The organism is Burkholderia sp. GW821-FHT14F03 (genome assembly GCF_058803765.1).
Genome location: NZ_JBXAPG010000044.1, coordinates 40183 through 56731, shown reverse-complemented (window position 1 = coordinate 56731; position 16549 = coordinate 40183). Strand labels below are relative to the sequence as shown.

The following is a 16549-nucleotide window of genomic DNA, read 5'->3' as shown; positions in this document are numbered from 1 at the left end:
GCCGGCTGTTCGGCCGGACGCGGGGTACGAATGCTACGACGCGGCCTTGTGCGCAGACGGGAGCCGGCAGCGGTGAGCGGCGATGCGAATCGAGGGTCGCGGTGCATGCGCTTCGGCAAGCGCGACGCGGGTGGTCGTCTTGGCAGGTGGAGCGCCGGCTGTTCGGCCGGACGCGGGGTGCGAATGCGACGACGCGGCCTTGTGCGCAGAGGGGAGCCGGCAGCGGTGAGCGGCGATGCGTATCGAGGGTCGCGGTGCATGCGCTTCGGCAAGTGCGACGCGGATGGTCGTCTTGGCAGGTGGAGCGCCGGCTGTTCGGCCGGACGCGGGGTACGAATGCTACGACGCGGCCTTGTGCGCAGACGGGAGCCGGCAGCGGTGAGCCGCGATTCGATCCGTATCGAGGGACGCGGCCATGCGCTTTGGCAAGCGCGACGCGCATGGTCGTCTCGGCAGGTGGAGCGCCGGCTGTTCGGCCAGGCGCGGGGTGCGAACACTACGACGCGGCGTTGCGCGCGGGCGCCAGCCGGCGAAGGCGGGCAGCGACGCGCGGCGGATCGCGTCGCCGCTCGGACGCTTCAGCGCGCAAGCGCGAGCGGACGCGGCGCGCTCGTATCGGCAAGCGCGACGCGCTCGGCCGCCGATTCGATGATGCCGCCGCCGAGGCACACGTCGCCGTCGTACAACACGGCCGACTGGCCCGGCGTGACCGCCCATTGCGCGGCGTCGAAGCGCAGCGAGAACTGGCCGTCGCCGTCGGCGGGGCCGACCGTGCACGGCGCGTCGGCCTGCCGGTAGCGCGTCTTCGCGCCGCACGCGAGCCCTTCGGCGGGCGCCTCGCCGGCGACCCAGCTCGGATTGCCGGCGACGAGCGTGGGCGACAGCAGCCACGGATGGTCGTGGCCCTGCACCACGTACAGCGTGTTCGACGGAATGTCTTTGGCGGCGACGAACCACGGTTCGCCGCTGCCGTCCCGGCTGCCGCCGAGGCCGATGCCCTTGCGCTGCCCGAAGGTGTAGAACGCAAGCCCGATGTGCTCGCCGACGATCTTGCCGTCGGGCGTTTTCATCGGGCCGGGCCGGGTCGGCAGATAGCGGTTCAGGAAATCGCGGAACGGCCGCTCGCCGATGAAGCAGATGCCGGTCGAATCCTTCTTCTTCGCGTTCGGCAGGCCGATCTGCGCGGCGATCTCGCGCACCTGCGTCTTCGGGATCTCGCCGAGCGGGAACAGCGTCTTCGACAGCTGGGCCTGGTTCAGCCGGTGCAGGAAGTACGACTGATCCTTCGTGTGGTCGTGCGCCTTGAGCAGCTCGAAGCGGCCGTCGCGCTCGCGCACGCGTGCATAGTGGCCGGTCGCGATCGTTTCCGCGCCGAGCGACATCGCATGATCGAGGAACGCCTTGAACTTGATCTCGGCGTTGCACAGCACGTCCGGATTCGGCGTGCGGCCGGCCGAGTATTCGCGCAGGAATTCGGCGAACACGCGGTCCTTGTATTCGGCCGCGAAGTTCACCGCTTCCACGTCGATGCCGATCAGGTCCGCGACCGAGACGACGTCGATCCAGTCCTGCCGGGTCGAGCAGTATTCGCCGTCGTCGTCGTCCTCCCAGTTCTTCATGAACAGGCCGATCACCTCGTAGCCCTGCTGCTTCAGCAGCCACGCGGTCACCGACGAATCGACGCCGCCCGACATCCCCACCACCACGCGACGCCCGCTCATTTGGCCTCCATCGGATTCAACCCGACGACGTCCGCGCGCGGCGCGACCGAATGGGTGTGCAGGACGTCGAGCGGCACCCGGCGTCCGGCCAGGTAGTCGTCGACGCCGCGCAGCACCGCCGGCGAACGATGCCGGTCGACGCAGGCGCGCAGTTCGCCGGCGTCGAGCCACAGCGTGCGCACGATGCCGTCGTCGAGCCGGTGGCCGGGCAGCGGCTCGCCCGCCGTGCCGCAGAACGTGAAGCGCAGGTAGGTCGCGCCCGCGCTCGCGGGGCGGTCGTAGTGGGCCAGGTAGACGCCGACCAGCGCCGACGGCTCGAAGCGGCAGCCGGTTTCCTCGAGGGTTTCGCGGATCACGGCGTCGACGAGGGTTTCGCCGGCTTCGAGATGGCCGGCCGGCTGGTTGATGCGCAGGCCGGCGGAGGTGTGTTCTTCAATCACGAGAAAGCGCCCGTCGCGTTCGACGATCGCGGCGACCGTCACGTGCGGGGTCCAGATTTCGGGTTTCATAGCCGCGCATTTTACCGGTTGCGCGCGGGACCTGCCGGCCGCGTGCCGCCGCATTGCTCTGACCCCATGATGAACGACCCAGGCACGGACCGCGCGGTTTGTCCAGAGGGCTGTGGTGCATCAAAGGGTCGGACTCCGGCGCGGCGTACGCTTTCGGTTAAAGTGGCGCGTGAAGAAACCAGCCGTTGCCTCGAGCCGGTCAGTCCGCAGTTGCCGTTCCGGCTCGCTTTCGCAGTCGAATACGAGAAACAGGAGGATCGACGATGCATATCGGAGTGCCTGGCGAGACGCGGGCGAACGAGGCGCGCGTGGCCGCGACGCCTGAAACGGTCAAGAAATACGTGGCCGCCGGCCATCGCGTGACGGTCGAGCGCGGCGCGGGCGAGCGGGCCAGTTTTCCGGACGCGACCTACGAGGCGGCCGGGGCGGCGCTGGGCGATGCGGCGGCCGCGCTGGGCGCCGAGCTGGTGCTCAAGGTCCAGGCGCCCACCGACGCCGAACTGGCGCACGTGACCCGCGGCGCGACCCTGGTCGGCATGCTCGACCCGTTCAATGCCGAGCAGGCGGGGCGGCTCGCGGCGGCGGGCGTGACGGGCTTCGCGCTGGAGGCCGCGCCGCGCACGACGCGCGCGCAGAGCCTGGACGTGCTGTCGTCGCAGGCCAACATCGCGGGCTACAAGGCGGTGCTGGTCGCGGCGGCGCTCTATCCGCGCTTCCTGCCGATGCTGATGACGGCGGCGGGCACCGTGAAGGCGGCGCGCGTGCTGATCCTCGGCGCGGGCGTCGCGGGCCTGCAGGCGATCGCGACCGCGAAGCGGCTCGGCGCGGTGATCGAGGCGTCCGACGTGCGGCCGGCGGTGAAGGAGCAGATCGAGTCGCTCGGCGCGAAATTCCTCGACGTTCCCTACGAAACCCAGGAAGAGCGCGACGCGGCGGAAGGCGTGGGCGGCTACGCGCGGCCGATGCCGCCGTCGTGGCTCACGCGCCAGGCGGCGCTGGTCCACGAGCGCGCGAAGCAGGCGGACATCGTGATCACCACAGCGCTGATTCCGGGGCGGGCCGCGCCGACGCTGATCTCGGCGGAGACGGTGCAGGCGATGAAGCCCGGCTCGGTGCTGGTCGACCTCGCGGCCGGCCGCGGCCCCGAGACCGATGGCCGGCGCGGCGGCAACTGCCCGCTGACGGTGGCCGACGAGGTCACGCGCACGCACGGCGTGACGATCGCGGGCTACACGAATCTCGCCGCGATGGTGCCGGCCGACGCGTCGGCGCTGTACGCACGCAACCTCGTCGATTTCCTGAAGTTGATCATCACCCAGGACGGGGCGCTCCAGATCGATCTGAACGACGACATCGTCGCCGCGACGCTTGTGTGTCGCGACGGCGAGGTCGTGCGCAAATAACGGGGAGGCGGCGATGGAATTGATCAATCACACGGTGATCAACGTGATCATCTTCGTGCTGGCGGTGTATGTCGGCTACCACGTGGTGTGGAACGTGACGCCCGCGCTGCACACGCCGCTGATGGCGGTGACCAACGCGATCTCGGCGATCGTGATCGTCGGCGCGATGCTGGCCGCCGCGCTGACGGTCGGCACGACCGGCAAGGTGTTCGGGGTGCTCGCGGTGGCGCTCGCGGCGGTCAACGTGTTCGGCGGCTTCCTCGTCACGCGGCGCATGCTCGAGATGTTCCGCAAGAAGGAGCCGAAGGGCGGCAAGGAGGGCGCGCGATGAGCATGAACGTCGTCACGCTGCTGTACCTCGTCGCGTCGGTGTGCTTCATCCAGGCGCTCAAGGGCCTGTCGAATCCGAAGAGCGCTAGACGAGGGAATCTATTCGGCATGACCGGCATGGCGATCGCGATCCTCACGACCGTCGCGCTGATCGTCAAGCAGGCCGCCTGGCTCGGCGCGAACCTGCCGCTCGGGCTCGCGCTCGTGCTCGGCGCGCTGGTGGTCGGCGGCGCGGTGGGCGCGGTGGTCGCCGCGCGCGTCGAGATGACGAAGATGCCGGAGCTGGTCGCGGCGATGCACTCGCTGATCGGTCTCGCCGCGGTCTGCATCGCCTACGCGGTGGTGTCGGAGCCCGAGGCGTTCGGGCTCGTGCCGCAGGGCGCGGACGCCGCGAACTTCATCCCGTACGGCAACCGGATCGAGTTGTTCATCGGCACCTTCGTCGGCGCGATCACGTTCTCGGGCTCGGTGATCGCATTCGGCAAGCTGTCGGGCAAGTACAAGTTCCGGCTGTTCCAGGGCGCGCCCGTGGTGTACGCGGGCCAGCACCTGCTGAACCTGCTGCTCGCGCTCGCGATGCTCGGCTTCGGCATCCTGTTCATGCTGACCCAGTCGTGGCTGCCGTTCATCGTGATGACGGCGCTCGCGTTCGCGCTCGGCGTGCTGATCATCATCCCGATCGGCGGGGCCGACATGCCGGTCGTGGTGTCGATGCTGAACTCGTACTCGGGCTGGGCGGCGGCGGGCATCGGCTTCTCGCTGAACAACCCGATGCTGATCATCGCGGGCTCGCTGGTCGGCTCGTCGGGGGCGATCCTGTCGTACATCATGTGCCACGCGATGAACCGCTCGTTCTTCAACGTGCTGCTCGGCGGGTTCGGCGCGGAGCCCGGCGCGGCGGCGGCGAGCGGCGGGCAGGAGCAGCGGCCGGTGAAGTCGGGCTCGGCCGAGGACGCGTCGTTCATGCTCGGCAATGCGGAATCGGTGGTGATCGTGCCCGGCTACGGCCTCGCGGTCGCGCGCGCGCAGCATGCGCTCAAGGAACTGACCGACAAGCTGATCGAGAAGGGCATCGACGTGCGCTACGCGATCCACCCGGTCGCGGGCCGGATGCCGGGGCACATGAACGTGCTGCTCGCGGAAGCCGAGGTGCCGTACGAGATCGTGCACGAGATGGAGGACATCAACGGCGAGTTCGGCCAGGTCGACGTGGTGCTCGTGCTGGGCGCGAACGACGTGGTGAATCCGGCGGCGAAGAACGATCCGAAATCGCCGATCGCGGGGATGCCGATCATCGAGGCGTACAAGGCGCGCACGGTGATCGTCAACAAGCGCTCGATGGCGGCCGGCTACGCGGGGCTCGACAACGACCTGTTCTACATGGACAAGACGATGATGGTGTTCGGCGACGCGAAGAAGGTGATCGAGGACATGGTGAAATCGGTCGAGTGACGCTGGGCGCCCGGCTAGCCGCGACGGCTGGCCGGGCCGCGCAGCAGCAGCACGGCTGCGTATGCGAGCACGCACAGCCCGGGGAACACCCCGAGCGGATACAGCGGAATATCCTCGAGCGGCAGCGCGACGCGGATGCCGGTGTCGTTCGTGATGCCGGTGAAGGCCGTCGCGCGGGCGTGCAGCACCACGAAACACAGCGCGCTCGCGCCGCCCGCGATCAGCGCGAGCCCCAGGTAGGCGTAGAGCGCATCGCGCGCCGCCTGCGCGCGCCGCCGGCAGGCGACCAGCGCCGCGCCCACCGAGAAACCCAGGAATCCGAACGATGCCAGCGTGGCGGAGCGGTGCGCGAACACGCCGTTCGGCTCGTCGGTGATGAACGAGACGCTGCCCGCCTCGGCGTCGATGAGCGCGGCGAGCAGCCCGTCGTACATCAGGTTGCCCGCGAGCGGGAACAGCGCGGCGAGCGCGATCGGCACCAGGGGGGCGATGCTGGGATTCGATTGGGTCATGGCGACGTCGCGGCTTGGTTGGGTGGCGGAAGCGGGCTGCCGGCCGGGCCGCGCGCGCCCGACGCGCACGGCCGGCGCGGCCGGTCGGGAGGCGCGGGCGCGCCGAAGCCCGGCCGCCAGCATACCGTATGCGGAGGGCGGGATCGCGTTGTCGGGACGGGGCGGCAGGGTATGGCCATCGCGATGGGCGTTCGCAAAGGAGCTTTCCTTTTAGGCTCTTGCGCGATCGAGATAAATGGGACCGGTCTTAAATCGTCGCCCGCGCCGGCCGTGCGTGGCCGGTCCGCCGCGCGTGCTTCAGTGCATCGGCGGCGCGTCGGCGGCGCGCAGGAAGTCCGCGAGCCGGCGGCCGGGTTCGTCCGGGTAGGGCTCGTGCACGGTCACGTCGCCCATGCGCGCGACGTCGAAGTTGCGGAACGCCCCGCGCAGCTCGCACCACGCGCAGATGGTCCAGCGGCCGCCCCAGTACACGAGCCCGAGCGGCCAGACGCGCCGTTCCGTGTGGGCGCCGAGCCGGTCGCGATAGGGGAAGCTGACCACGCGGCGCCGGTCGACCGCCTCGTGGATCGCGTCGACCTTCTCCGAGAACGCGCGGTCGACGTGGAACGACGGTGCGAACACGGCGAGGCGATCGAGCGCGGCGCGCTTGTCGGCGGGCATCGCCGACGCGATCTTGGCGAGCGCGGACCGCGCGCCGCCCGCGAAGCGCGCGCCGCCCCAGGTTTCGAGCATGCGCGCGCCGGCCGCGAGCGCGGCCAGCTCCTCGGCGGTGAAGGTGAGGGGCGGCAGGCTCGCGGTGCGGTTCAGGCGGTAGCCGATGCCCGCCTCGCCTTCGATCGGCACGCCGGACAGCTGCAGATCCCGCACGTCGCGGTAGACGGTGCGCAGCGAGACCGACAGCCAGTCGGCGAGCTGCTGCGCGGTCGTCAGCCGGCGGCCGCGCAGCAGCTCGGCAATCTGGAACAGGCGGTCGGCGCGGCGCGTCATCGCAACGTCTCGGTGGGGGCGGCGGGGGAACTGCCGCGATGATAGCGCCCGGCGGCGGGGTTCAGCTGCATTTCGGCGCGTGCAGGCCGACGCGGTTGCCTTCCGTGTCGATCAGGTAGCCGATGTAGCCGTACTGGTTCGGCAGCTCGACCACCGCGCCCTGCACGAGGCCGCCCGCGCGCTTCGCGCGCTCGAGCGCGGGCGTGACCGCCGCGCCTGCGTTCAGGTAGATGATCGCGCCGTCCGCGCCGGGCTTGAAGTGCTGCGGGTCGTAGACGATCGAGCCGCCGGTCGTCGCCTCCTCGTGGCCGAACACCGCCATCGGCACGCCGCCGATCACCTCGCGCTGCAGCGTGGTCTGGAGCACGGTCTCGTAGAACCGGATCGCGCGATCGAAGTCGATCGACGGAATATCGAACCAGGCGATCGCGCGTTCGGGGGTGGCTGCTGTCATGGTGAACTCCTTGGAGGTGGGGCGCTCGCCCGGGAAACCCGCTTGGCACGGCGCCGGATGCGCAGTGTGCGTGGGGGCTGCTGACAGCGTGGTGTCAGCAGCATGCGGCCGCGCGTGGGCCGCCCGGACGCGTGGCGTCGACCGTCCGACGGGCGTATGCGACTAACGGGCTAGTGCCGAATCGACGGGATGGCGCTGCGCATGGATTGCAGCAAAGAAAGGCAGGTGTAAGCGAGCGAAAAGTCGCAGGCGGGGCGTGTCCTGGTCGTCGCGCATCGCGCGGCGTCGCGGCCCGGCAGGTGCGCGACGCGGCAAGCGGCGTGCGCTGTCCGGAGGGGGCCGGAGCGGCGGTTTCGCGCGAAACCGCCGCCGGGAGAAGGCGGGCTTGGCCGTGCGCCGCTCACGTCCCGAGGACGCGCGGCGCGCGCGCCGTTACGCCTCGCTGTCGGCCGCGGGCCGTTGGCGCACGCTGCCCGCGATCAGGTCGAAGCGGAACAGCCGGCATTCGAGCGCGCCGTTGAAGAGCGGCGTCTTCGCCGATTCGCGCAGGCGCAGCTGGCCCGGCAGCGTCCGGTCGGAGCTCAGCAGGAAGGCGCGCCAGCCCGTGAAGCGCTGCTTGAGCGCGTCGCCGAGCGCCTGGAAGAACTCGGCGTCGGGTTGTTCCTCGTGCGTGCGGCGGAACGCGTCGTCGCTGCCGCGATTGCGGCCGGTCTCGCGTGCATCGCCGCGCGGGCCGCGGCCGCGCACCTCGATCCGCTCGCCGTACGGCGGGTTCGCGATGATCAGGCCGGCGTCCGCGCACGGCGGCGTCATGCCGCGCGCATCGACCTGCTTGAGCCACAGCGACGGCACGCCGGCCCGCTCGATGTTCGCGCGCGCCTTCTCCAGCATGTCGCCCGAGATGTCGCTGCCGAAGATCGGCACGCTGTCGCGCCGTCCGCGCGCCGCGCGCTTGGCGTCCTGCGCGGCGACCTTGAGGCCCTGCCACGCGCCGATGTCGTACTGCTTGAGCTTCTCGAAGCCGAAGCGGCGCTCGACCCCCGGCGCGACATCGAGCGCGATCTGCGCCGCCTCGGCGAGGAAGGTGCCGCTGCCGCACATCGGGTCGTAGAGCGGCGTGTCGGGCGCCCAGCCCGCGATCCGCAGGATCCCGGCCGCGAGGTTCTCGCGCAGCGGCGCCGCACCCTTGTCGAGCCGCCAGCCGCGCTTGAACAGCGGCTCGCCCGAGGTGTCGAGGTACAGCGTGCACTCGGTCGCGGTCAGGAACGCGAACACGCGCACGTCGGGCTGCGCGGTGTCGATGCTCGGGCGCGCGCCGGTCTTCTCGCGCAGCCGGTCGCAGATCGCGTCCTTGACGCGCAGCGTGGCGAATTCGAGGCTCTTGAGCGGCGACTTGATCGCGGTGATGTCGACCCGCAGCGTCTGGGTGGCCGCGAACCAGCGCTCCCACGGCTGCTCGAGCGCGAGGCCATAGATGTCCTGTTCGCTCCGGTAGGGCCGGTGGGCGATCTTGAGCAGGACCCGGCTCGCGATCCGCGAATGCAGGTTGGCGGCCATTCCGGCCGCCCAGGTGCCGCGGAAATGGACGCCGCCCGGCACCTGGGCGCCCGCCTCGAACGGCGCGCCGCCGAGGCGGCGCGCGCCGATCTCGGCGATCTCGGCGGCAAGCACCGCTTCGAGCCCGCGCGGGCAGGGGGCGAAGAAATCGAACAGGGAAGGGGAGGACATAGGAGGGGACGGGACGGACAAAAGTACGCCATTGTACGCGGGGCGGCGGCCGTCCCCGCGCCGCCGCCCCGCCGCCCGCTCAATGCGAGCCGGATTCGCGCGCGGGCGCGCCGCGCGGGCCGGTCGGCCAGACGAGGCTCAGCGGATTCGCGAGCACGGCGCGGCCGACCGCGGCGACGAGCGCGCGCACCTTGGTCGGGCGCAGCGCGCGCGAACGCACGGCCATCGTGAAGGCGAGCGCGAAGCTCACCGCGACGTTCAGGATCGCCATGCTGAACACGCCGGCCACGGCCCACCACAGTTCGGCCGTGTGCAGCGTGTTCTTGCCGAGCACGCCGAGCGCGACGCCGATCGAGCCCGCGCTCAGCGTCACGTGGCGCACCTCGAACGAGAACGCGAAGGCGCTGATGATGGCCGGCACGAGGCCGAGCATCAGGCCGAGGCCGACGTTGCCGATCACGCCCGCGACGTTCGAGCGGCAGAAGTGCGCGAGCTTCGCCGCGCCCGCGACCCCGAGGGTCATGCGCAGGCGGCGGTTGTAGGTCAGCGCGTCGCCGACGCGGTGCAGCACGAACCAGTTGTCGGCCCAGCCGGCGAGCAGGCTCGACGCCCACAGCAGCACGCCGGTGAGCGCCGCGTAGATCGGCGTCGGGCCGAACAGCGAGAACGACTGCAGGGTCGCGTGCGCCTTCTGCGGCGAGATCACGTTCGCGTGCAGCACCGTGCTCGCGAACATCTGCACCGCGAAGCACACGGGCAGCACCACCAGCACGTTGCCCGAGATCGCGGCCGCCTGGGTGCGGATCAGCGCGACCACCGACGCGACGAACTGGCGGATCCCTTCCTCATGGCCGATGTCGTCGAGTTCGCGCGCGATCGTCGGCGCGGTCATCGCGGGCTGCTTGGTCGCGAGCGAGAAATGCAGGAAGTGCATGAGGATGAAGCTCGCCGCGTAGTTGATGCCGGCCAGCATGCCCTCGAGCATCGACTGCAGGTGCGCGCCCGTGATCCAGAACTTGATGCACACCGTCGCGACCGTCACGAGGCCGCCGCCCGCCGCCATGCGCAGCATCTTCAGGTACTCGTCGCGGCCGCGCGAGATGTAGTGTTCGCCCGTGTCGGCATTGGTCTCGACCAGCTTGCGCGCGAACAGCGAGAAATTGCTGCGCACCAGATGCGAGACGCTCTGGCTGTTCTGGTTCGCGTCGACCAGCTCCGCGGTCAGGTGCGCGAGCCCGCGCAGATCCTCGCGCGCCATCCACGCGTTGAGCAGCGATTCGGCGCGCTGGATCCGCATGCGCATGCGCTCGACCTGGAACACGATGTCGACCGACACGCCGTTGCGATACAGGTGCGCGAACACGTTGTCGACCGCGCGCCGGCAGTCGTCGAGCAGCACCCGCAGATAGTTCACCTCGTGCAGCAGCTTGCTCGCGTCGCCGCCTTCCTCGACGGTCGCATGCGCGGTCTCGACCGCGAGCATCGCGCGGGTCAGGCGGTAGAACGGCTGGGCTTCGAGCGGCGTCTGGTCGTCGTCGTCGGACAGCCGGCTGCGCACCGTCTGCGACAGCCCGGTCGAGCTGATCTGGCAGGTCAGGTTGTGCAGCGCGGTCAGCAGATCGCGCGAGAACGAGCCCGGCTGGTGGCGCTCCTTGTCGGTCACGTCGTGCTCGAACAGCTCGCGCAGGCGTGCGAGCAGGTCGTCGGGCAGCGCGTCGATCCACGCGGCGTCGTCGGGCGCGGGGAACATCAGCGTGAACAGCGCGGACAGCTCGCGCCGGTTCGGCGCGGGCGGGATCAGCGATGAGTCGATCCGCTCGAACAGCGCGCCGAAGAAGCCGGAATGCACGGGCATGCCGGCGTCGCACAGCAGCGCGATGCCGTCGCTTTCGCGCAGCGCCGCGCGAAGGATGCGCGCGACATTGCTCTTCCATTCGGGATTGCGGTCCAGCACGTGGAACACGTAGCGTAGCCGCGCGTGCGCGACGTAGCTGCGCTCGGCGTCGTCGCCGGCGCCGGACGCGGCGGACGGCGTGCCGCCGCTGCTGCGATGCAGCCAGTGCGCCAGCTCGATCAGCCATTCGCTGCGTTCCGCGTAGGCCGCGTCGGCGTTCGCGGTGGCGAGGAGCGCATCCAGCTGGTGGCCGGCATTGCGCGACGCGCGCCACTTCTTGATCAGGGTCGTCAGGGAACGAAACATAAACGGGAGAGGTCGGGGGCCCCGGAGGGCGGGATGCTTCGGACGTCGCGCCGGGCGTGGCCGGCGCGGTGGGGGGCGGCGTCGCGGCCCGGCCGGGGGCCGGATCGTGCGCGGGCGTCGACGGATTGTCGCCCCAAGGCGCGTAGGATCGTCAATCGCGCCGAAAAACGCAAGGCGACCGTTTGGCCGCGCATGCGTTCGGCGTCAGTCCGAAAAAATTGCAGAACATGGACGCCGGCGCGTCCGGGCGTCATTGCGGCGCGGCGGGGCCGCCTTCGGGCGCCGCCGGGCAAGCGGCGCGGGGCGCGGCCGAAGCGCCCTTCGCGGGCGTCGGCGCGGCCGCGAGCGTGCGCACTCCGAGCGCGATCTGCGCGGCCAGCGCGCCGAGCGCCTGCCGATGGCCGCCGACGAGCGCGTCGAAGCCCGGCTTCACCGGCTCGGCGAACACGCTGCGGCAGGTCATGACCGCCTGGCCGGGCAGCGCGCGCACGCTCCACACCGCATCGAGCACGGTCTGCTCGCCGGGCCACGATTCGAAGCGCTGCACGTCCACGCTGACGCGGTAGACCGGCACGCCGGGCGGGGCCGCCGAGCCGGCGACATCGATCGTGCCGAGCCGCGCGGTGAGCGCCGCCGACAGCGCGCGCCGGATCTCGTCGGCGGGCGGCGACGCCCAGCGTTCCTGTTCGAGCACGTCGACCTGCGCGACGCTCTTCTGCACCACGAACTGGCTGCGCGCCACCTGCTCGGGCACGTTGACGGCCGGCACCTGGATCAGGAGCGGCGGGTTCGCGGGCAGGCTGCGGCCCGCCGTGACGGTGTCGGGCGTCAGCGTATAGAAGCGCGCGGGCGGCGAGGAACAGGCCGACAGCGCCGCGCCGAGCGCGGCGGCGGCGAGGGCGCGCGCGGCGCCGCGGGCAAGCCGGTCAGGATGGCGGATCATTTCTTGTCTCCGGGTTTGCCTTGCAGCAACGATTCGGGGTGCCGTTCGAGGTAGTCGGACAGCGCGTTCAGCGATTGCAGCGTGCGCGTCAGCTCCTTCAGCGCGCCGCGCACGTCGGACTGCAACGGCGAATCCTGCTGCAGCGTCGCCTCGGCGGTCGCGAAGGTCTGCTTGGCGGCCGACAGCGTGTCGCGCGCCTCGGGCGCGACCTGCGTGTCGAGCTGCTTGAACAGCTTGTCGGCGTTCTTGAGCGTCTCGTTCAGGTTGTTGCCGATCTGGTCGAACGGCACCTTGTTGAGCTTCTTCGCGATGTCGGCGACCTGCAGCTGCAGCTCGTCGAGCGTGTTCGGCACGGTCGGCAGTTCGACCGGCTGGCGCGTCGGATCGATCTTCACGGGCGCGGCCTTCGGGAAGAAGTCGAGCGCCACGTACAGCTGGCTCGTCAGCAGGTTGCCGGTGCGCAGCTGCGCGCGCAGGCCGTGCTGGATCAGCCGCCTCAGGATCTCGCCGCGCTCCGCCTCGCCGCGCTTCTGGATCGCATCGCGGAAACGCTTGCCGAGCCGCTCCGGATAGAGATTGAGCGTGACCGGCATCATGAACGACCGGGTGGCCGGATCGAAGTCGATCCCGATGCTGGTCACCTGGCCGAGCTCGATACCGCGGAAGTCGACCGGCGCGCCCACCGCGAGCCCGCGCAGCGACTGGTTGAAGTTCAGCACCACCTGGACCGGCGCGCCGTCCGGGGCGCGCATCGCGTCCGCCTCGTCGGAGCCGAGCCGGAAGGTCGTGTTGTTCGGCGCGTTCGCGCCGGCCGTCTGGTCCGCGGGCGCCTGGAACGCGATGCCGCCGAGGATCACGGTCGCGAGCGACTGCGTGTTGAGCTTCAGGCCGCTCGAATCGAGCCGCAGGTCGACGCCGCTCGCCTGCCACCAGCGCGAGTTCAGGCCGACGTACTGATCGTACGGCGCGTTCACGAACACGTTGAAGGTCACGCCCGTGCCTTCCTTGTCGAGCGAGAAGCCGACCACCTGGCCGACCTGCACGCGCCGGTAGTAGACGGGCGAGCCGATGTCGATCGAGCCGAGCGAATCGCCGCGCAGCACATAGGAGGTGCCCTTCTGGTCGCCCGTGACGGCGGGCGGGGATTCGAGCCCGCTGAAGTTCTTCTCGGTGTCCTGCGAGCGGCCCGCGTCGACGCCGATGTAGGCGCCCGACAGCAGGGTGCTGAGACCCGACACGCCGCTCGCGCCGACCCGCGGCCGCACGACCCAGAAGCGCGAGCCCTTCACCGCGAAATCTTCCGACTCCTTCTTGAGCTGCACGTCGACGAGCACGTGCGACAGGTCTTTCGACAGCGTGATCGCCTTGACCATGCCGATCTCGACGTCCTTGTACTTGACCTGGGTCTTGCCGGGTTCGAGGCCCTCGGCGTTGCGGAAGCTGATCGTGATCTCGGGGCCGCGTTCGAGGACCGACTTGACGACGAGGCCGATGCCGATCAGCGCGGCGACGAGCGGCACGAGCCAGACGAGCGACGGCAGCCAGCCGGAGCGGTGCGTGATGACGGGCTCGGGCGGGGGCGTCGGTTGGCCGCCCCCCGCATTCGGCGCCTGGTGCGGGTCTTGCGGACTATTCATGATGATTCCCTGAGGTTTCGACGGGGTCCCAGATGAGGCGGGGATCGAACTGCATCGAGGCGAGCATGGTCAGGATCACGACCGCGCCGAAGGCGAGCGCGCCGGGGCCGGCGGTGATCACGGCGAGCGAACGGAAGTGGACCAGCGCGACGGTCATGGTGACGACGAAGACGTCGAGCATCGACCAGCGGCCGATGCGTTCGACGAGCCGGTACAGCTTGATGCGCTGCATCGGCCGCCACGCCGAGCGGCGCTGCGCGGTGGTCGCGAGGATCACGAGCACGCCGAGCTTGAGCATCGGCACGAGCACGCTCGCGACGAACACGATGACGGCGAGCGGCCACTCGCCGGACACCCAGAAATAGACGACGCCGCTCATGATCGTGTTGTCCTGCACGCCGACGATCGAGGTGGTGCGCATGATCGGCAGCAGGTTCGCGGGGATGTAGAGGATCACCGCGGCGAGCAGCAGCGCCCAGGTGCGGTTGATGCTGTTCGGGATCCGCAGGTGCAGCGCGGCGCCGCAGCGCGCGCAGGGCTCGCCGGCGGGGTTGCGCAGCTTTTGCACGTGGCCGCACGCATGGCAGCTCGCGTGGCCCGAGCGGGCGGCGCTCAGCGGGCTCACCGGACGGCTGCCTTGCCGCCGCCGGCGGCGGGCGCGGCGCGGCGCGCGTCGAGGTCGTCGGCGAGATCCCACAGGGTGCGCGGGTCGAACATCACGACGACGGCGAGCATCAGCGTCAGCGCGGCGAAAGCAAACAGCGCCGCTTCGGGGATCACGCGCGCGAGGCTCACCATCTTGACGATGGTGACGAGAACGCCGAGCATGAAGACCTCGATCATCCCCCACGGGCGGACGAGCTGGATCGCGCGCAGCACGCGGTTGAAGCCGGGCGGCACGTAGCCCGCGCGCAGCGGGAACAGCAGATAGAGCAGCGCGGCCAGCTCGATCAGCGGGAACAGCAGCGTCGAGCAGAACACCATCGCGGCGACGATCCGCATGTCCTGGTTCCACAGCGTCTCGAGCGCGCCCATCAGCGTGGTGCGCACGCGCATGCCGTTGAGATCCATCTCGAGAATCGGGAAAGCCTGCGCGATCAGGAAGGTGATCAGCGCGCCGAGCGTGAGCGCGCAGATCTTTTCGATCTGTGTCGAGGTGTTGCGGTAGAGCAGCCCGTCACAGCGCGGGCAGCGCGCGATCTGTTTGCCGCTCAGGCGCGGTTTGTGCAACAGTGCGTCGCATTCGTGACAGGCAATCAGGTCGTTTCTATCCATATGGAGCATGGTTGCGCGGTGTCGTGGGCGACGGGCGGGCAGGCTGGAACCCGCGCCAATCTTACCAAATGGCGCTTTTCGCGGGGCTGGAGGCGTGCTTCGGCCGCCCGCCCGGGCAGCGGCCTGGATGACAGAATCGTCATTTTTGCATGCCTGCTGCTGCCCGCAGGTTGAGGTAGCATGGCGGCCTTGACCTTGTGCGGCGCGGCTGCGCTCCGCCGGTCCGGCTTTTCGCTCACCTGAGGAACCCATGGCATCGAGTCCCGTCCCCGCGCCGACATCGTACACGCGCACCGCGATCGCGCTGCACTGGCTGATCGCGCTCCTGATCGTCTGCGGCTTCGCGCTCGGCTGGGTGATGACGGACATTCCCGGCTTCACGCCGACCAAGCTCAAGTACTACTCGTGGCACAAGTGGCTCGGCGTGACGGTGTTCGCGCTCGCGATCCTGCGGCTGCTGTGGCGCGCGACCCATGTGCCGCCGCCGCTCGCGAACACCATCCCGGCGCTGCAGCGGTTCGGCGCGCATGCCGTGCACGTCCTGCTGTACCTGCTGATGTTCGCGATCCCGCTGAGCGGCTACCTGTACAGCTCGGCGTCGAACATCCCGGTGGTGTACCTCGGCATCGTCCCGCTGCCGCGCCTGATCGACCCGGATCCGGCGCTCAAGGAACTGCTGAAGACGCTGCACGTGACGCTCAACTACGGCCTGCTGGCGCTCGTCGCGCTGCACGCGGCGGCGGCCGTCAAGCACCAGTGGCTCGATCGCGACGGCGTGCTGTCGCGCATGCTTCCCTTTCTCAAGTAAGGATCGTCCATGAAAACTCCGTTCGTCCGCCCCCTGGCCGCGCTGTTCGTCACCGCCGCGCTCGTCGCCTCCGCCTCCGCGCTCGCGCAGGTCGACCTGGCGAAGAGCAAGGTTTCCGCCGTGTCGAAGCAGATGAACGTGCCGACCGAAGGCGTGTTCAAGAAGTTCAGCGCGCAGATCAAGTTCGACCCGGCCAAGGCCGCGCAGGGCAGCGCGCAGGTGACGATCGACGTCGCGAGCTATGATCTCGGCGACAAGATGTACAACGATCAGGTCGCGGGCAAGGAGTGGTTCGACGCGAAGACGTACCCGCAGGCGACCTTCGCGTCGTCCGCGATCGCGCCCGCGGGCGGCAACAAGTACAACGTCACGGGCAAGCTGACCATCAAGGGTCACGCCGGGACGATCACGGTGCCCGTGACCGTCACGCAGAACGGCGCGACGCAGACCTTCGACGGCGTGCTGCCGATCAAGCGCTCGGCGTACGCGATCGGGACGGGCGAATGGAAGGACACGTCGGTCGTCGCCGACGAGGTGCAGATCAAGTTCCACATCGTTGCCGCGAAGTAATCGCGCGGCGCGCATTTGCA

The 16549-nt window shown here is 70.0% G+C and carries 15 protein-coding genes and 1 pseudogene; 5 read left to right on the top strand and 11 right to left on the bottom strand.

All coding sequences use genetic code 11. From position 1 onward, the window contains the following. Nucleotides 1-578 precede the first annotated feature (578 nt). Both mnmA and AC1RQF_RS25885 read right to left on the bottom strand, forming a co-directional pair. Nucleotides 579-1721 carry a tRNA 2-thiouridine(34) synthase MnmA gene (mnmA, locus tag AC1RQF_RS25890; RefSeq protein ID WP_492873262.1) on the bottom strand — a complete coding sequence of 381 codons (1143 nt, stop codon included), beginning with the start codon at nucleotides 1719-1721 and terminating at the stop codon, nucleotides 579-581. Beyond that, nucleotides 1718-2230, bottom strand: coding sequence for an NUDIX hydrolase (locus AC1RQF_RS25885; RefSeq protein ID WP_274001208.1), 513 nt, complete (start codon nucleotides 2228-2230; stop codon nucleotides 1718-1720). Before AC1RQF_RS25885 ends, mnmA begins: the two co-directional genes overlap by 4 nt. Nucleotides 2231-2493: 263 nt before the next feature. Between AC1RQF_RS25885 and AC1RQF_RS25880 the strand changes: the two genes are divergently transcribed. From AC1RQF_RS25880 to AC1RQF_RS25870, 3 genes are read left to right on the top strand one after another with little or no spacing between them, the layout of a single operon-like run. Then, nucleotides 2494-3633, top strand: a complete 1140-nt coding sequence (locus tag AC1RQF_RS25880; RefSeq protein ID WP_492873261.1) for a Re/Si-specific NAD(P)(+) transhydrogenase subunit alpha — start codon at nucleotides 2494-2496, stop codon at nucleotides 3631-3633. A 13-nt stretch (nucleotides 3634-3646) separates the two neighbouring features. Continuing rightward, on the top strand, nucleotides 3647-3964 hold the full coding sequence (locus AC1RQF_RS25875) for an NAD(P) transhydrogenase subunit alpha part 2 (protein WP_274001212.1): 318 nt from the start codon (nucleotides 3647-3649) through the stop codon (nucleotides 3962-3964). Further along, nucleotides 3961-5415: an NAD(P)(+) transhydrogenase (Re/Si-specific) subunit beta gene (locus AC1RQF_RS25870; RefSeq protein WP_492873260.1), complete on the top strand. Its 1455-nt coding sequence runs from the start codon at nucleotides 3961-3963 to the stop codon at nucleotides 5413-5415. The genes AC1RQF_RS25875 and AC1RQF_RS25870 overlap by 4 nt, the downstream gene beginning before the upstream one ends. Nucleotides 5416-5429: 14 nt before the next feature. Here the strand turns inward: AC1RQF_RS25870 and AC1RQF_RS25865 are convergent, their stop codons facing one another. The 9 genes and pseudogenes from AC1RQF_RS25865 to AC1RQF_RS25825 form a co-directional block, all read right to left on the bottom strand. Then, nucleotides 5430-5927, bottom strand: coding sequence for a hypothetical protein (locus AC1RQF_RS25865; protein ID WP_274001215.1), 498 nt, complete (start codon nucleotides 5925-5927; stop codon nucleotides 5430-5432). A 297-nt stretch (nucleotides 5928-6224) separates the two neighbouring features. Next, nucleotides 6225-6986, bottom strand: a pseudogene (locus AC1RQF_RS25860) (helix-turn-helix transcriptional regulator); the annotation flags it as partial. Further along, nucleotides 6976-7368 carry a VOC family protein gene (locus AC1RQF_RS25855; RefSeq protein ID WP_274001219.1) on the bottom strand — a complete coding sequence of 131 codons (393 nt, stop codon included), beginning with the start codon at nucleotides 7366-7368 and terminating at the stop codon, nucleotides 6976-6978. The pseudogene AC1RQF_RS25860 and the gene AC1RQF_RS25855, both read right to left, overlap by 11 nt. 432 nt (nucleotides 7369-7800) lie before the next feature. Continuing rightward, complete coding sequence (locus AC1RQF_RS25850) at nucleotides 7801-9096, bottom strand: THUMP domain-containing class I SAM-dependent RNA methyltransferase (RefSeq protein ID WP_492873259.1); 1296 nt, start codon at nucleotides 9094-9096, stop codon at nucleotides 7801-7803. Nucleotides 9097-9175: 79 nt separating this feature from the next. Continuing rightward, nucleotides 9176-11296: a site-specific recombinase gene (locus AC1RQF_RS25845; RefSeq protein ID WP_274001223.1), complete on the bottom strand. Its 2121-nt coding sequence runs from the start codon at nucleotides 11294-11296 to the stop codon at nucleotides 9176-9178. Between the two features lie 250 nt (nucleotides 11297-11546). After that, nucleotides 11547-12239: a PqiC family protein gene (locus tag AC1RQF_RS25840; protein ID WP_492873258.1), complete on the bottom strand. Its 693-nt coding sequence runs from the start codon at nucleotides 12237-12239 to the stop codon at nucleotides 11547-11549. Further along, nucleotides 12236-13876, bottom strand: coding sequence for a PqiB family protein (locus AC1RQF_RS25835; RefSeq protein WP_274001228.1), 1641 nt, complete (start codon nucleotides 13874-13876; stop codon nucleotides 12236-12238). The genes AC1RQF_RS25840 and AC1RQF_RS25835 overlap by 4 nt, the downstream gene beginning before the upstream one ends. Next, complete coding sequence (locus AC1RQF_RS25830; RefSeq protein ID WP_274001229.1) at nucleotides 13869-14501, bottom strand: paraquat-inducible protein A; 633 nt, start codon at nucleotides 14499-14501, stop codon at nucleotides 13869-13871. Before AC1RQF_RS25830 ends, AC1RQF_RS25835 begins: the two co-directional genes overlap by 8 nt. After that, the gene (locus AC1RQF_RS25825) at nucleotides 14498-15151 is read right to left on the bottom strand and encodes a paraquat-inducible protein A (protein WP_274001230.1); all 654 of its coding nucleotides are present in this window, start codon (nucleotides 15149-15151) and stop codon (nucleotides 14498-14500) included. Before AC1RQF_RS25825 ends, AC1RQF_RS25830 begins: the two co-directional genes overlap by 4 nt. 250 nt (nucleotides 15152-15401) lie before the next feature. Between AC1RQF_RS25825 and AC1RQF_RS25820 the strand changes: the two genes are divergently transcribed. Both AC1RQF_RS25820 and AC1RQF_RS25815 read left to right on the top strand, forming a co-directional pair. Continuing rightward, nucleotides 15402-15959 (top strand): cytochrome b, encoded by a 558-nt coding sequence (locus tag AC1RQF_RS25820; RefSeq protein WP_274001231.1) that lies wholly within the window; start codon nucleotides 15402-15404, stop codon nucleotides 15957-15959. Nucleotides 15960-15968: 9 nt separating this feature from the next. Then, nucleotides 15969-16529, top strand: a complete 561-nt coding sequence (locus AC1RQF_RS25815; RefSeq protein ID WP_492873257.1) for a YceI family protein — start codon at nucleotides 15969-15971, stop codon at nucleotides 16527-16529. Nucleotides 16530-16549 lie beyond the last annotated feature (20 nt).

Excerpts from the sequence above, each read along its gene's own strand:
- mnmA (WP_492873262.1), bottom strand. The coding sequence starts at position 1,721 with ATGAGCGGGCGTCGCGTGGTGGTGGGGATGTCGGGCGGCGTCGATTCG.
- AC1RQF_RS25885 (WP_274001208.1), bottom strand. The coding sequence starts at position 2,230 with ATGAAACCCGAAATCTGGACCCCGCACGTGACGGTCGCCGCGATCGTC.
- AC1RQF_RS25880 (WP_492873261.1), top strand. The coding sequence starts at position 2,494 with ATGCATATCGGAGTGCCTGGCGAGACGCGGGCGAACGAGGCGCGCGTG.
- AC1RQF_RS25875 (WP_274001212.1), top strand. The coding sequence starts at position 3,647 with ATGGAATTGATCAATCACACGGTGATCAACGTGATCATCTTCGTGCTG.
- AC1RQF_RS25870 (WP_492873260.1), top strand. The coding sequence starts at position 3,961 with ATGAGCATGAACGTCGTCACGCTGCTGTACCTCGTCGCGTCGGTGTGC.
- AC1RQF_RS25865 (WP_274001215.1), bottom strand. The coding sequence starts at position 5,927 with ATGACCCAATCGAATCCCAGCATCGCCCCCCTGGTGCCGATCGCGCTC.
- AC1RQF_RS25855 (WP_274001219.1), bottom strand. The coding sequence starts at position 7,368 with ATGACAGCAGCCACCCCCGAACGCGCGATCGCCTGGTTCGATATTCCG.
- AC1RQF_RS25850 (WP_492873259.1), bottom strand. The coding sequence starts at position 9,096 with ATGTCCTCCCCTTCCCTGTTCGATTTCTTCGCCCCCTGCCCGCGCGGG.
- AC1RQF_RS25845 (WP_274001223.1), bottom strand. The coding sequence starts at position 11,296 with ATGTTTCGTTCCCTGACGACCCTGATCAAGAAGTGGCGCGCGTCGCGC.
- AC1RQF_RS25840 (WP_492873258.1), bottom strand. The coding sequence starts at position 12,239 with ATGATCCGCCATCCTGACCGGCTTGCCCGCGGCGCCGCGCGCGCCCTC.
- AC1RQF_RS25835 (WP_274001228.1), bottom strand. The coding sequence starts at position 13,876 with ATGAATAGTCCGCAAGACCCGCACCAGGCGCCGAATGCGGGGGGCGGC.
- AC1RQF_RS25825 (WP_274001230.1), bottom strand. The coding sequence starts at position 15,151 with ATGGATAGAAACGACCTGATTGCCTGTCACGAATGCGACGCACTGTTG.
- AC1RQF_RS25820 (WP_274001231.1), top strand. The coding sequence starts at position 15,402 with ATGGCATCGAGTCCCGTCCCCGCGCCGACATCGTACACGCGCACCGCG.
- AC1RQF_RS25815 (WP_492873257.1), top strand. The coding sequence starts at position 15,969 with ATGAAAACTCCGTTCGTCCGCCCCCTGGCCGCGCTGTTCGTCACCGCC.